General features: G+C 66.0%; 13 protein-coding genes. 5 read left to right on the top strand and 8 right to left on the bottom strand.

The window, feature by feature from the left end:
* Window positions 1–15: 15 nt before the first annotated feature.
* The gene (locus ABZ382_RS24130) at window positions 16–267 is read right to left on the bottom strand and encodes a hypothetical protein (protein ID WP_357092721.1); all 252 of its coding nucleotides are present in this window, start codon (window positions 265–267) and stop codon (window positions 16–18) included.
* 244 nt (window positions 268–511) lie between these two features.
* On the bottom strand, window positions 512–883 hold the full coding sequence (locus tag ABZ382_RS24125; protein ID WP_357092718.1) for an NmrA family NAD(P)-binding protein: 372 nt from the start codon (window positions 881–883) through the stop codon (window positions 512–514).
* A 208-nt stretch (window positions 884–1,091) separates the two neighbouring features.
* Between ABZ382_RS24125 and ABZ382_RS24120 the strand changes: the two genes are divergently transcribed.
* From ABZ382_RS24120 to ABZ382_RS24105, 4 genes are read left to right on the top strand one after another with little or no spacing between them, the layout of a single operon-like run.
* Window positions 1,092–1,601: a DUF4365 domain-containing protein gene (locus ABZ382_RS24120; protein WP_357092715.1), complete on the top strand. Its 510-nt coding sequence runs from the start codon at window positions 1,092–1,094 to the stop codon at window positions 1,599–1,601.
* Between the two features lie 13 nt (window positions 1,602–1,614).
* A complete protein-coding gene (locus ABZ382_RS24115; protein WP_357092712.1) occupies window positions 1,615–2,691 on the top strand; it encodes a hypothetical protein in 1,077 nt (358 codons plus the stop codon).
* 27 nt (window positions 2,692–2,718) lie between these two features.
* Entirely contained in the window at window positions 2,719–3,327 is a 609-nt protein-coding gene (locus ABZ382_RS24110; protein WP_357092709.1) for a hypothetical protein, read from the top strand.
* Window positions 3,324–6,446 carry an ATP-binding protein gene (locus ABZ382_RS24105; protein ID WP_357092707.1) on the top strand — a complete coding sequence of 1,041 codons (3,123 nt, stop codon included), beginning with the start codon at window positions 3,324–3,326 and terminating at the stop codon, window positions 6,444–6,446. Before ABZ382_RS24110 ends, ABZ382_RS24105 begins: the two co-directional genes overlap by 4 nt.
* A gap of 6 nt (window positions 6,447–6,452) precedes the next feature.
* On the opposite strand, the gene ABZ382_RS24100 is transcribed toward ABZ382_RS24105, so the two are convergent.
* The gene (locus ABZ382_RS24100) at window positions 6,453–7,091 is read right to left on the bottom strand and encodes a Uma2 family endonuclease (protein WP_357092705.1); all 639 of its coding nucleotides are present in this window, start codon (window positions 7,089–7,091) and stop codon (window positions 6,453–6,455) included.
* A 202-nt stretch (window positions 7,092–7,293) separates the two neighbouring features.
* Here ABZ382_RS24100 and ABZ382_RS24095 point away from each other — a divergent pair, with 202 nt between their 5' ends.
* Window positions 7,294–8,127, top strand: coding sequence for an SGNH/GDSL hydrolase family protein (locus tag ABZ382_RS24095; protein WP_357092702.1), 834 nt, complete (start codon window positions 7,294–7,296; stop codon window positions 8,125–8,127).
* A 5-nt stretch (window positions 8,128–8,132) separates the two neighbouring features.
* Here ABZ382_RS24095 and ABZ382_RS24090 read toward each other — a convergent pair whose 3' ends face one another.
* The 5 genes from ABZ382_RS24090 to ABZ382_RS24070 form a co-directional block, all read right to left on the bottom strand.
* Window positions 8,133–8,567 carry a phage tail protein gene (locus ABZ382_RS24090; protein WP_357092699.1) on the bottom strand — a complete coding sequence of 145 codons (435 nt, stop codon included), beginning with the start codon at window positions 8,565–8,567 and terminating at the stop codon, window positions 8,133–8,135.
* A gap of 131 nt (window positions 8,568–8,698) precedes the next feature.
* Window positions 8,699–9,136 (bottom strand): 2,4'-dihydroxyacetophenone dioxygenase family protein, encoded by a 438-nt coding sequence (locus ABZ382_RS24085; RefSeq protein ID WP_357092696.1) that lies wholly within the window; start codon window positions 9,134–9,136, stop codon window positions 8,699–8,701.
* A 133-nt stretch (window positions 9,137–9,269) separates the two neighbouring features.
* Complete coding sequence (locus tag ABZ382_RS24080) at window positions 9,270–10,475, bottom strand: acyl-CoA desaturase (protein ID WP_357092693.1); 1,206 nt, start codon at window positions 10,473–10,475, stop codon at window positions 9,270–9,272.
* A gap of 262 nt (window positions 10,476–10,737) precedes the next feature.
* On the bottom strand, window positions 10,738–11,847 hold the full coding sequence (gene rlmN, locus ABZ382_RS24075) for a 23S rRNA (adenine(2503)-C(2))-methyltransferase RlmN (protein ID WP_357092690.1): 1,110 nt from the start codon (window positions 11,845–11,847) through the stop codon (window positions 10,738–10,740).
* Between the two features lie 94 nt (window positions 11,848–11,941).
* Window positions 11,942–12,739, bottom strand: coding sequence for a phosphatidate cytidylyltransferase (locus ABZ382_RS24070; RefSeq protein WP_357093369.1), 798 nt, complete (start codon window positions 12,737–12,739; stop codon window positions 11,942–11,944).
* Window positions 12,740–12,938 lie beyond the last annotated feature (199 nt).

Here is a 12,938-nt window from a genome sequence, read left to right as displayed (position 1 = left end):
GAGCCGTCAACCGGATCACCGCCCGCCGGAGGGCCCGAGGCGATCCCCGCGCACCCGGGCCCGCCCGCGCGGCCCGCGCCCGGCGAACCGCCGCCGCGCGTCGTCGAGCCAATCGGGCCGTTCCCGCCGTAGCCGCCGCACCTCTCCCACGGTCCAGCCACCACCCAGCTCCGGCAGATCGGTGACCGCGATATCCAGCCGGGCCGCCGCGGCGGCCCGCTTCAACGGCCGTGTCGCCGAGTCCATTCGGCTTCGTTGTGCGTTCATGCCATCCAGGCTGCGCCGCGATCCAGCCACCCCGCGCCAATACCAGAACTTCGCACCCCGCCACCCGACCCAGCCGCTCGGACCCCGATCACGGTCGCCAAATGGACTCCGAGTCACCGTGCGCCGCATTCGGATCCAGCTGGAGTCGGTCGATGGACTCGCCTACCGGAGGTCCGGCGGGAGCGCACCCGGAAAGGGCGGCGCGAAGCAGCGGCTCCGCACCGCCCTCGGCGACCGTGTCCCGTCAAGGCCGCCAGTCGACGCACCGCAGCCACGCCGCCAGATCCAGCAGCCCCGGGTGCTCGGCCCGCAATTCCGCCAGGTCCAGCGGCCCGTCCGGGCTCTCGTTGAAGTGCGTGAATATCTGCCCGACGTGCGGATCGAACGCCCGGACCTGCTCCAGCGGCACCACCCTGCTGTGCAGGGGCAGCCCGGCGTGCGCTCCGATGATCTCCGCGATCTGCGGCGGGGTCAGGTGGTCCCCGGCCAGCGGCACCGTGCGGCCAAGGAACTCCTCGGGCCGGTCGAAGGCGATCGCGGCGAAGGCGCCGATGGCGCGCGTCGAGATCAGCGCATCGCCACCCTGCTCGCCGACTGAAGCATGCCGCCAGACCACTCAACTCACTGACATCGCAAATTCTCGGTTTCCACAGAAACCCATTTCGACGCCATAATTCACATTTCACATAGCACACCGATTCGACAAACTAACAAACCGACCGACAGTTTTTGTCAGCAATTCCGTCAGCGGTTGCCCGGAGAACCTATCGATGCCTACAGTTGTCCGATCAGCTGGTGGTGCAGGCGTTTTCAGGGGGAGGATCGTGCTCGACGCACGAAATCATCAGGGGAAGTTCGGGGCCGACTACATTCGCGTTCTAGCGTCGGCGGCAGGGCTCATCTGGTCGCAGGACGACGTCGACCTCGACGGCGTCGATCTGTGCCTGAAGGCTCCCGGGCTCACCCCGCGGGGCTTCTCGCCGCGAATAGAAGTCCAGGTCAAGACGGTCGCCAAGCTCCAGGTCCGGCACGGATCGATCGATTTCGACAACCTGGACCAAGCGCAGTACAACAAACTCGCCGGTCAGGATTTCACGGTGCCGCGTTACCTTTTCCTGGTCCACGTTCCGGCCCAGTCCTCCGAATACGCGGACCTGTACACATCGGGACTTCTGCTCCGGCACATCGGATACTGGCTGTCGCTCGATGACCGCGAGCCGTTGACCACCTCCGATCGGCGCCGGAAGGTACGGGTGAAAATACCGGTCAGCAACGTACTCACCGCTGCCAGTCTGCGCGCCCTCGTAGCCAGCAGCTCCGCGGTTCCCGCCTGATAGCGACCGCCTCATGCACAATAACCCGCCGATCGACGACGTCGTCCGCTATCTGAGCGCTCACGGCTGGACGGTCTCCGGCCGATGGCGCAACGGAAGTATCTGGAGTCTCGGGGATTTCGAGGTTCTGGTGCCACCGTCGGACTCGATGATCGACACCCGCAGCAGGTTGCGGGAGTTGACGCTCTGCGTCGCCGACGCGGAGGATCGGTCCCCGGAGGCCGTGTGGCAGGACCTGAGGGCTCCGGCCCTTGACGTCCTCTCGTACCGAACGGCTCAGGATGCCGAGTCGATTGAGTTCTCAGCAGCGTCCCGGACCGTTCTAGCGCTCGGTGAACTGATCTCCGTCTGCGCCGCCGAGGTGATCGACGGAGCCCGTTCATTGATTCCAGGTGTCACCACCACTCGTGATCGGGTTCGCGAGCTACTGAACGAATCCCGGCTGTCGATGACCGGCAAACCGCTGACCCTGAAAGTCGGTTTCCCGATCGGAGACGGCGATCCGAACCATGTGAGCCGACGTACGACGGTGCGGATCTCAACGATGTCGGCCGCAGTGCTCCAGGCAGCGGATGTCCCCGAGGCCCACTCGACCGAATACCTCGCGCGCCACGGTGTATCCGCGGCCGAGTGTCGTGCGTTCGCGGAACTTATCGGACCGGACAACCCCCAAGCTTTCGAACTCGACTTCCATTGGTCATGGCTTGCGCCTCGCCCCGACGAAACCGTGTCGGTCCCGGCAGAAGCGGGCGAGCGGGTCCGCGGACTGAGCAACCGTCGTGCCCGTCAGCAGCCGGAGCCGGTGTCCGGAGTCGTGCGGGGATCGATCATCGCGCTGTCCGACGATCCCGGCGGCGCTCGGCGCCGCATCAAGATCCGAGGGACGCTCGAGCTCGACGGCGCAGCCGCCGAGGGAATTCGCACCGTCACGGTTACAGCACCCGACGACAGGACCTACGCGACCGCGTTGTCCGCCCATCGCGACGGCCACACGGTTCGCGCGGCGGGGTCCACCACACGTCATCGCCGCGGGACGGAAATCACCGTCGCGTCGGATGGATTCACTGTCATCGACGACGCACTCTCATGAAAACCATGGAAAGGTACCGGAACCCAGATGTCCATCGACCGTCTGTCGCTGAATGAGCGCTGTGTCCTGTTCGTATTGATGGCGGAAGCGCGAGAGCTCACCAACGCCGAGCTCCACGATGCGGCGGGCATCAAACTCGACGGCAGGAACCGCAGACATCTCAATGACCTCGACCTGGTCGCCAGCACGATGGTAAATCGCGCCTTCCTGCACGAACTCACCGACCGGGGCGCGGTGTGGTGCGCTGAGGAGCTGTCGCGCGAACGGCCGGACAAGTCCGGGAGCGCGGGCGGAGCCCTGTACTCCGTGCTGGCCGGGCTGCGTCGGCACCTCGACGATACCGGGCAGTCCTTGGCCGATGTCTTCCGTCCGGATGTGGCCGGACAAGTCGAAGCGGCCTACCTGGAACTGACATCCGGGGACGGCACCGCGCTGCGGTTGACGCAATTGCGCGAACGGCTGAACGAACTGCCCAGGGGAGAGATCGATAGGGCGCTCGAACTGCTGTCGCGTCGCGACGACGTCCACATCCGTGCGGAATCGGACCAGCGGACGCTCACCGATCGGGACCACACCGATGCACTCGTACTGGGCGGCACCGCAAGGCATCTGCTCGCGATCGAGGTGTCACGGTGAACGAGGAGCAGTACCACGCGCTCGCCTCGGTTCAATTCAGCAGCGCGCTGGGGCCAGACGCCGTGTGGAGCCCGATGACCTACCACGTCGACGGCTTGCATTCGCGAGCGATCGACGCCATCACCCGCGCCGTCGCAGCCGCCAGGAACCGGCCCGGCATCTCTCCGACCGGCATCGCCCTCACCGGTGACGCCGGTGTCGGCAAGACGCACATGCTCGGCTGGCTCAGACATCATGTGCAGCAACAGGGCGGTTCGTTCTTCATGCCCAAATTGCTCGACGGCCGATCGTTCTGGACCGGTGCCGTACACGGGGTCGTGACCCGCCTGTCGGACTCCGATGGCGGACAACTCGGCAGGATGCTGGATCTCCTGGTCGAGCGAACCCAGTGTGGTTCCGAGCTCCGGATGCGCCTGCGGGGCAACATCCCCTTGAGCCGCGGGGACCTCGACACGTTCGTGGAGCGGGTAGCCGATCTGGATCCTAGTGTCGCCCTTGAATGTCAGGACACGCTGCGCGCCCTCGTCCTCTTCCAGGCGAACGGGAAGGAGCAGAAGGAGATCGGCCGCAGCTTCCTGATCAATGAGGAAGGCATAGAAGACGGCGAACGCGCCGTCTGGGGCTTCCGCGACGGTGCGCGGATCCCGCAGCTGGTCTTCAACGACCTGTCCCGACTGTTCGCCCTCACCGGCCCGATCGTGCTGGCCGTGGACCAAATCGACAGCGTGATAGCCAGATCCGGGCAGTCCGGCAGGGACGAACTCGCCAATCAGCTGGCGGATGGGCTCATGCGGATGCGCGAGGAAACCACGCGGACCCTGATCGTGGCCGCGTGTATTCCGAGGTCGTGGGAGCTCATCGCCACCCGCGCGGTGAACTCCGCGGTCGACCGTTTCTCGCAGGTCGAACTGTCGACCGCGATGCCGTCCGCCGCCGTCGCCCGGGCGATCGTCGAGCGCCACCTCGGAAGCATCTACGGTGAGGCAGGTTTCGAGCCGCCGTACCCAACCTGGCCGGTACGACCCGTGGCGTTCGATGATGTCTCGGTCCCCAGCTTCACTCCACGCAGGCTCCTCCAAATGGTGGAGGAGCACGTGCGGCGATGCCTGGACGAGAACGCGGTCAGCGAGCTCGAACAGTTCGGCAAACCATCCCGGGACACCGCACGAATCGCAACACCACCGACCGCCGGCGAATTGAGTCTGTGGGACGACCGATTCGCTTCCCTGCGTGAGATGGCGGACATCCTGAACCCGCTGGATCCGGAACGCGAGGACGAGCGGATGCCCGCGCTGATGGACGCGGCGCTGCGCTGCTACATCCGCGAACAAGATGCCAGCGGTTCCGCGCTGACGATCGACCCGCGCACCAAGGTCCAGCCCGCCCTCCACGGCCGATTGCGCCGCACACTCGACGAAGCAACAGAGGACGAAGAGCACTGGAGCTTCCGAGCGATCGCGCACGGCCATCACTCCGCGGTGCTGTCCCGCCTGCGGTCCGCCTGCCTCGAAGCGGAGATCGAGCCGGGCAGCCCGAAGCGGCATCTGGTGGTCCTGCGCAACACCCCGTTCTCATCGGGCAAGGCCACGGTGAAGGCGGTCGCCGAGCTGGAGGCCGCGCATGGAGTCGCGATCCCGATCTCGGAGGACGACCTACGAACCTTCACCGCACTGGAATCCCTGCTCACCGATTTCCGGATGACACCGGGGTTCGGAGATTGGCTCGAGGCGCGGCGCCCGGCGACCCGAACCCACCTGTTCAACCAATTCCTCACTCCGGCGCCTTACCGAGTCGATGTGCCCGCGCCGCCTCGGAACGGCGCCACGAACCCGGGCATCGAACCGTTGAAGGACGACCAGCAAGCCCCCACGGTCACCCGCGACCCGTCGGTCGAGCCATCGATACCCCTGGGCCGGGATGCCAAGACCGGCGCGGAATTCCAGATACCGCTGATTCAGTTGCGCAAGCACACGGTCATTTTCGCGGGCAGCGGGTCGGGAAAGACCGTCCTGCTGCGGCGACTCGTGGAAGAAGCGGCTTTGCAGGGTGTTTCGTCGATTCTGGTCGACACCAACAATGACCTCGCCCGTCTCGGCGATCCGTGGCCGTCGCCGCCGGGAACCTGGTCCCAGCACGACCCCGAACGGGCAACGCGCTACTTCGACGACGTCGAGGTGGTCGTCTGGACGCCACGCCGTGAGGCCGGACGCCCGATAGCACTCAACCCGCTGCCCGATTTCGAGGGAGTGGTCGACGATCCCGATGAGTTCCGGACCGCCATCGACGCATCGGTCGCCGGCCTCCTACCGCGGACCGGCCTGGCCGGACGCAAACTCCCCACCGGAACCGCGGTCCTGACGGAGGCACTGACCTACTTCGCCAGGCGTGGCGGCAAAGAACTGGCCGACTTCGTGGCACTGCTAGCCAACCTTCCGGACGATGTCAGCACGGTCCGGAAGGCCGCCCAGCTGGCCGAGGAAATGGCCGACCAATTGCATGCGGCCATGATCAACGATCCGGTATTCGGCGGGGCGGGCCAGCGCCTCGATCCAGGAGCGCTGCTGACCCCGGCAGGCGGCAGCAGAGCGCGTGTGTCGGTGATCAGCTGCATCGGACTCGCGACGCCCGAGCAACGGCAGACGTTCGTCGGGCAGCTGGAGATGGCGCTGTTCGCCTGGATCAAGCGCAACCCGGCGACCGACCGCCCGCTCGGCGGACTCCTGGTTCTGGACGAGGCTCAGACCTTCGCACCGTCACGCCAAACGACGCCGTCCAGCGCGAGTACACTCACGCTCGCGACCCAGGCCCGCAAGTACGGGCTGGGGCTCGTGTACGCGACCCAAGCACCGAAGGCCCTGCACCCCTTGGTCACCGGCAATGCCGCCACCCAGATAATCGGTCTGCTCAACGCACCGGTGCACATTCAGGCCGCCCAGGAACTGGCCCGCGCCAAAGGCGGTCGGCTGGACGATATTTCCCGCTTGCCCGCCGGGCGCTTCTACGGCGCCACCGAGGGAGTCGGCTTCACCAAAATCGATGTGCCGATGTGCCTCAGCCATCACCCGTCGAGCGCTTTGACCGAGGAGGAGGTGCTGAGACGCGCTCGCGGTGAGCGTTGAGGTGCCTCAGTCCAGACCTATATCCAGTCGATTCCAGCTGATCGTGACGTCGAGTGGGTCGGCGACGTCGACAGCCAACGCGTCGCCGCGCGCCCGCAACGACACGGTCTCGCTGATATACGTGCCGTCCGCGGTCAGCCTGAGCATTTCGATGGACGCGGCAGGGCCGTCGTCCTGGACCATGCGGACGATCCAGTAGGAGGGGATTCCGAGTCTCGCGTACTCCGCCCGTTTCTCGACGAGGTCCGCGGTCACGGTGTTGGGGGACACGACCTCGACGACCAGCAAGGTGTCCGAAGCCATCGGCTTCGTCTTCCATCTCCCCCGCGGCTCATCGATACAGCGGTACACGATGGCGTCGGGCCGCTTGTAGTGGAACGGGACCTCGGAGATCAGCATGTCGAGTTCACCGCTGGCCCGCAGGCAGGGTAGATCGCCGGATCGTTTGGATACCGCCTCGCGCAGGGCGCCTTTGATGTTGTCGCTGATCGCAACATGATTGGGCGACGGAGACTCACAGTGCACGATCATGCCGTCGCGAATTTCCACTGTGCGGGCGATGTCCTCGGGCATGGCCAGATACATGGCCATATCGACGATCGGGATCGTCGTACGCAGCCACGACCAGTCGTCCGCCTCGCTCACGCGCCACAGAATACTCCAGCGACCGCTGCGACAACCCCTCCCACGAGACCGTCCACCCAGGGTCGGTGGGCCGAACTCGATAACGATTCCGCCAACTGACCTACTGGGCGGTAGGCCATCTTCTAGGGTCGGCGGGATCCCCTCCCCGCTGCACCACCAGGACTCTCTCGTGAAACTGAAACACTGCCTGTCCGCAATTGCGATGATCGTTGCCGCCGGCCTGACCGGCATCACTCCGGCCGGTGCCGACAGCGGAAAGTATGTGGCGCTCGGCGATTCGTATGCGGCGGGGGTGGGTATCTCGAACATTCTCGACAAGACCTGTTCGCGGTCGGATCGCAATTACGCGCATCTGTTCGCGGCGCAGCGTGGGTATGCGCTCACCGATGTCACGTGCGGTGGGGCGACCATCGACTCGGTGACCAGCACTCAGCTGTCGGCCGTCACTTCGGACACCACCCTCGTCACGCTGGGGGTCGGCGGCAATGATGTCGGGTTCGGGCAGTTGGTGAAGGATTGCGTGCTCGCGGGCACGATCGGAACGGGTAGCGGGACAGGGAGTCTCGCCACCGGTAGCGCCAGCGGCAGTGCCGGGGCGGTCGCCGAGCTGGTGGCCGGCTGCAAGAACAAGTACGCGGCGGCGATGCCGGGGCGGTTGTCGATGACCGCGGCCAAGCTCGCGCAGTTGCTCGCCGCCATTCGGACGCAGGCGCCGCAGGCGCGCATCGTGCTGGTCGGGTACCCGAAGATCCTGCCCGACAACGCATCTCTGTGCGCGGGCCGCCAACCGGTGCTCGCCGCCGATGTCGACTGGATTCGGGACGGCGTGATCGGTGGTCTCAACACCATGCTGCGCTCGCAGCCGGGCACCACGTACTTCAGCACCTACGAGCTGTACGACGGCCACGATGTCTGCGAAGCCGTTCCGGACCGCTGGGTCAACGGCACCTCCGTCGACAATGGCGAAGGCGCGCAGTTCCATCCGAACCAGTACGGCCACGCCGCCACCGCGCAGCAGATGATCGCCGCCCTCTGATCGCGTCAGGCGGCCATGTGCTGGAGGTTCTCGCAGACCAATGTGACGCTGTTGTACAGCATTTCGCCGGGGCCGTCCCGCAGGGCGGAGACCTCGATCTTGGACGGCCACGCGTGCTCGAGCAGGTAGCTCGGAACCGGGGTGCCTTCGCCGTCGTACATCGTCAGGGTGCAGTCGCGGCGCGCCACGGCCATCTGGCCATTGCGCGCCGACTGGTGCCAGGCCCACAGGTCGGCGGTGCCGGTGCGACCTCGGCACAGCGTGACCTGGGGCGGCTTGACCCTACCGGGCAGTTGGATCGGACCGCCGCCACCGCCTTCGAGGTAGGCCACCGGTTCGATTTCCGACACGATGCCGCCCAGTTCCGCGAAGGACGCGATCTGGAGGCCGTCTATGACGATGACGAAGGATGAAATGGTCGTGAGTTGCGGCATTGGCATCATGCGCTCCTCGGCCGATCGGACGCCCGGCAAGCATCCGCCTTCGATCCAGTGTAGGAACCACGGGACGCCCGGCAACAGCGAATCGATCGCATAGCTACCTTCAGGCAACATGCCCGCCGGTCGGGACGCTATTCGAGAATTCCGGTCGGACGCGCGATACCGGCGACATCGCAGAGCGCGAAGTAGGCGTCCTGGATGGTCTTCGAATCGACCACACCCGCCACATTGCCGTCGGCGTCGAGGTCGATGAACGCGCCCTCGACGATGAACAGGACATCGGAGTCCTCGGCGACGGTGAGGGTGTGGACGGACCCGGCGGGCTCGTGGATGAACGTCCCGGCGGTGTAGTGGATGCCCTGCTCGGCGTAGAACCAGTCCCCGGAGAAGGTGTACGCGTTCACCGCACCGGTGTGCTTGTGCGTGGGCAGGCTGAACCCGGCCTTGAACCGATTGCGCAGCACGAAACCCGACGGCGAGACCCGCAGCAGCTGCAAGCCGACGTCACCCGCCCACACCCAGGGGATATCGGCTTCGTTCACGTGGCCTACGAGCGGTTGCTGCAACATGAAGCAAACGCTAGGTCAAGAACCTTGCGCCGGAAGCAAATCCGACATATCGGGAACGTGGCGTTCCACACTCCGACGATTGTCCGTCGGCGCCGAACTGGGCGGACAGCACCCCGGGCGGCGCCCATTCCGGCTATGGCTTCGACGCGGTTTCGGGGGCGCCGTCGGCATCGCGAATTCGGTCCGGCAGGGACAGTTTCACGATGGTGCGCAGAGTGAGCAGATACTGCACCACGATACTTCGGCAGGTGTAGGGCAGCCCGTACTGTACGGCGAGGCCCCGGACTTGCCGGGAGACGGCCGGCAGACGGTTACTCGGCAAGTCCGGGAACAAGTGGTGTTCGATCTGGTATCCCAACGACCCGGTCAAGATTCTCCCGACCGGACCGGACGGGAAATTCGCGCTTCCGAGGAACTGCCGCAGATACCACTCCCCGCGGGTCTCGGTGGCCAGATCGCGTCGGGTGAATTTCTCGGCGCCGTCGGGGAAATGGCCACAGAAAGTGACGATCTGCTCCCAACTGTTCTTCGCGACGTTGGCGGCCAGGTTGGCGCGGATCGTCGACTTCCAATTCCGCCTCGACAATGCGGGGAAGGCGACGTAGTCCTTGAAGAGCTGTTTGCTCGCCTTGCGGAATATCTCGACGCCGGCCGCCCGCAGCTCCTGCGGATCCTTGCGGCCCGCCACGACCTTCGGGATCTCCAGATGATAGATGCACATCCCGAACTCGTAGAGCATCGAGATCGGCACGACGTACACCGCGTTGCCCAGATGGTAGGGGCGCCAACGACGATCGCGAGTGACGCGCAGCAGCCCGTACCCTTCGTCCGGATCCATCCCGATCACGTTGGCGAAAACATGATGCTGGTAGTTGTGCGCCTTCTTCCAGTGCGCCGCCGGCATCGAGTGATCCCATTCCCAGGCGGACGAATGTATCTCGGGGTCATTCATCCAGTCCCACTGGCCGTGCATGACATTGTGTCCGATTTCCATGTTCTCGATCACCTTGGACAAGAACAACAGTCCGGTGCCGAGCCACCAACTGCTCCTTCTGCCGGAGTCGAGGAGCACCAGCCGCGCGCCGACCTCGAATGTCCGCTGGACCCTGATCAGGTTCCTGATGTAACGCGCGTCCCGCTCACCGAGGTCGTGCTCCACCGATCGTTTGATCTCGTCGAGCCGGTCTCCGAACTCGCGAACATCTTCGGATGTCAGATGGGTGTAGGCCGCTACGTCGGTGATGGCCATCAGTGCGCCCCGGCCGATCGCAGTCGACCGAGCAAACGTGATTCGGACAGTGCCATCAACGCTCCAATCTGCGGTGAGATCGATCTGCATCGAAAGGTGCTGCAAGGGTGAACCCGTCTGCCCACGTCGCGCCGTTGCTTGCGACGACAAACTCGCGGACGCCGGGCCGGTCCAGCCTGTCAGAATACCGCGTGAGGCGCCTGCCACGTGATAACCCACTATTCGCTGGCACGGAATGTCATGCGGGATACCCGACTTGGTCGAGGATCCGCTACGACCCGACGGGCCCGGCCTGCCGATCGGCACCCGCCGCACGCCCGTTCACCACGAGCGTCATCACACCGACGTGTGGTCAGCCTTCCGCGGCGAGCTGGCCGCAGGCGGCGGCGATCTCCTGGCCCCGAGTGTCACGGACGGTGCAGGTGACGCCCTGCGCCTGGACACGCCGGACGAACTCGTCCTGGACCGGCTTCGGGGACGCGTCCCATTTGCTGCCCGGTGTCGGGTTGAGCGGGATCAGGTTGACATGAACCAGGGGGCCGAGGGCCTTGTGCAGCTTCTTGCCCAGCATGTCGGCGCGCCAGCCCTGATCGTTGATGTCGCGGATCAAGGCGTACTCGATCGACACCCGGCGACCCGACTTGTCCGCGTAATAGCGTGCGGCGTCGAGGACTTCGGCGACCGGCCAGCGATTGTTGACCGGTACCAACGTGTCTCGCAGCTCGTCGTCGGGGGTGTGCAGCGAGACTGCCAGCCGCACCGACATGTCCTCGTCGGCGAGCTTGCGAATAGCCGGCGCCAGCCCGACGGTGGAGACGGTCACCGAGCGCTGCGAGATGCCGAAGCCCTCCGGCGACGGGGACGTGATGCGGCGGACCGCGTTCACCACGCGCTTGTAATTGGCCAGCGGCTCACCCATGCCCATGAACACGATGTTGGACAGGCGGCCGGGTCCACCGGCGACCTCGCCGTCGCGCAGGGCGGCCGCGGCGGCCCGGACCTGATCGACGATCTCGGCGGTCGACAGGTTGCGGTTCAGGCCGCCCTGACCGGTGGCGCAGAACGGGCACGCCATGCCGCAACCCGCCTGCGACGAGATGCACAGGGTGTTGCGGTCGGGATAGCGCATGAGCACCGACTCGAGCAGGGTGCCGTCATTGGCGCGCCACAGCGACTTGCGGGTGGTGCCGTCATCGCATTCGATGTGCCGGATCTCGGTCAGCAGTCGCGGGAACAGCGCCTCCGCGACCTTGGACCGCATCGCCTCGGGCAGATCGGTCATCTGATCCGGGTCGGCGACCAGGCGGCCGTAGTACTGGCGCGCGATCTGGTCGGCGCGGAACTTGGGCAGGCCGAGCTCCTCGACCACCGCCTTGCGCTCCCGCGAATCGAGGTCGGCGAGATGCCGCGGCGGCATACCGCGACGAGGGGCGTCGAAAACGAGGGGCAACGGGGTAGTCATAACCCTTCCAGTGTTCCATCCGAAACACGCGTCCGGAGCCGCGGGGTGCGATGCGCTCGTCACATACGGGGCTGGTCGGCGGCTACGCGATCGGTCAGAGCAGGGCGGTCAGCACCAGCCACGCCACGAAAGCCGACGGCAGCATGGAGTCGAGCCGATCCATGATCCCGCCGTGCCCGGGCAGCAGCGTGCCCATGTCCTTGATGCCCAGTTCCCGCTTCACCTGCGATTCGATCAGGTCGCCGCTGGTCGCCACCAGCACCAGCCCGACGCCGAGCAGCACGCCGATCATCGAATTCGCCTGGAGCAGCAGCGTCACCGTCAGCAGACCGCCGATCACGCAGAACACCAGCGAACCGCCGAAGCCCTCCCAGGACTTCTTCGGGCTGATGTGCGGCACCATCGGGTGCTTGCCGAACAACACGCCCGCCACGTAGCCGCCCACGTCGGAGCAGACCACCAGGATCATGAAGGTCAGCACCCGCAGGTTGCCCTTGTCCTCGGACAGCATCAGCACCGCGAACGAGGCCAGCAGCGGAATCCAGGTGAGCGTGAACACCGAGATCGCGGTGTCGCGCAAGTAGTTTCGCGGGGTGGCCGTCAGGCCGTGGTCGAACAGCCGCCACACCATGAGGGTGAGCGCCGTCGCGCCGAACGCGCCCAGCACGCCCTCCGGTCCGACCGGCCAGGCCAGCCACACCACCGCCTGCCCGCCGACCAGCAGCGGGATCCGGGGCACCAGCACGTCGGCCTCACGCAGCCGCTTGGTCACCTCCCAGGTGGCCACCGCGACCGCGACCGCGATCACGCCGACGAGCACCTTCGGGGCCCACAGCAGGATCGCGATCAGGGACAACCCCAGCCCGAATCCGACGCCCAGCGCCGCGGGCAGGTTGCGGCCCGCCTTCGACGCGGGCGCGCTCGGCTTCCCATCCGAGGCGGCCCCGCCCGCATTGTCCGGCGTGGCCGAATTCGCGGCCGGCTGCTCGGCCGGCGATGCGGTGGCTTCCTCCGGCAGCTCGCCGGTGGAGGCAGTCTCTTCGGCCACGATTGTCCCGTCGCTCACTTGTCGTCCGTTCCCTACCCCCGGC

Source organism: Nocardia sp. NPDC005825 (assembly GCF_040630175.1).
Lineage (GTDB): Bacteria > Actinomycetota > Actinomycetes > Mycobacteriales > Mycobacteriaceae > Nocardia.
This window is presented reverse-complemented; position numbering and strand designations above follow the sequence as displayed.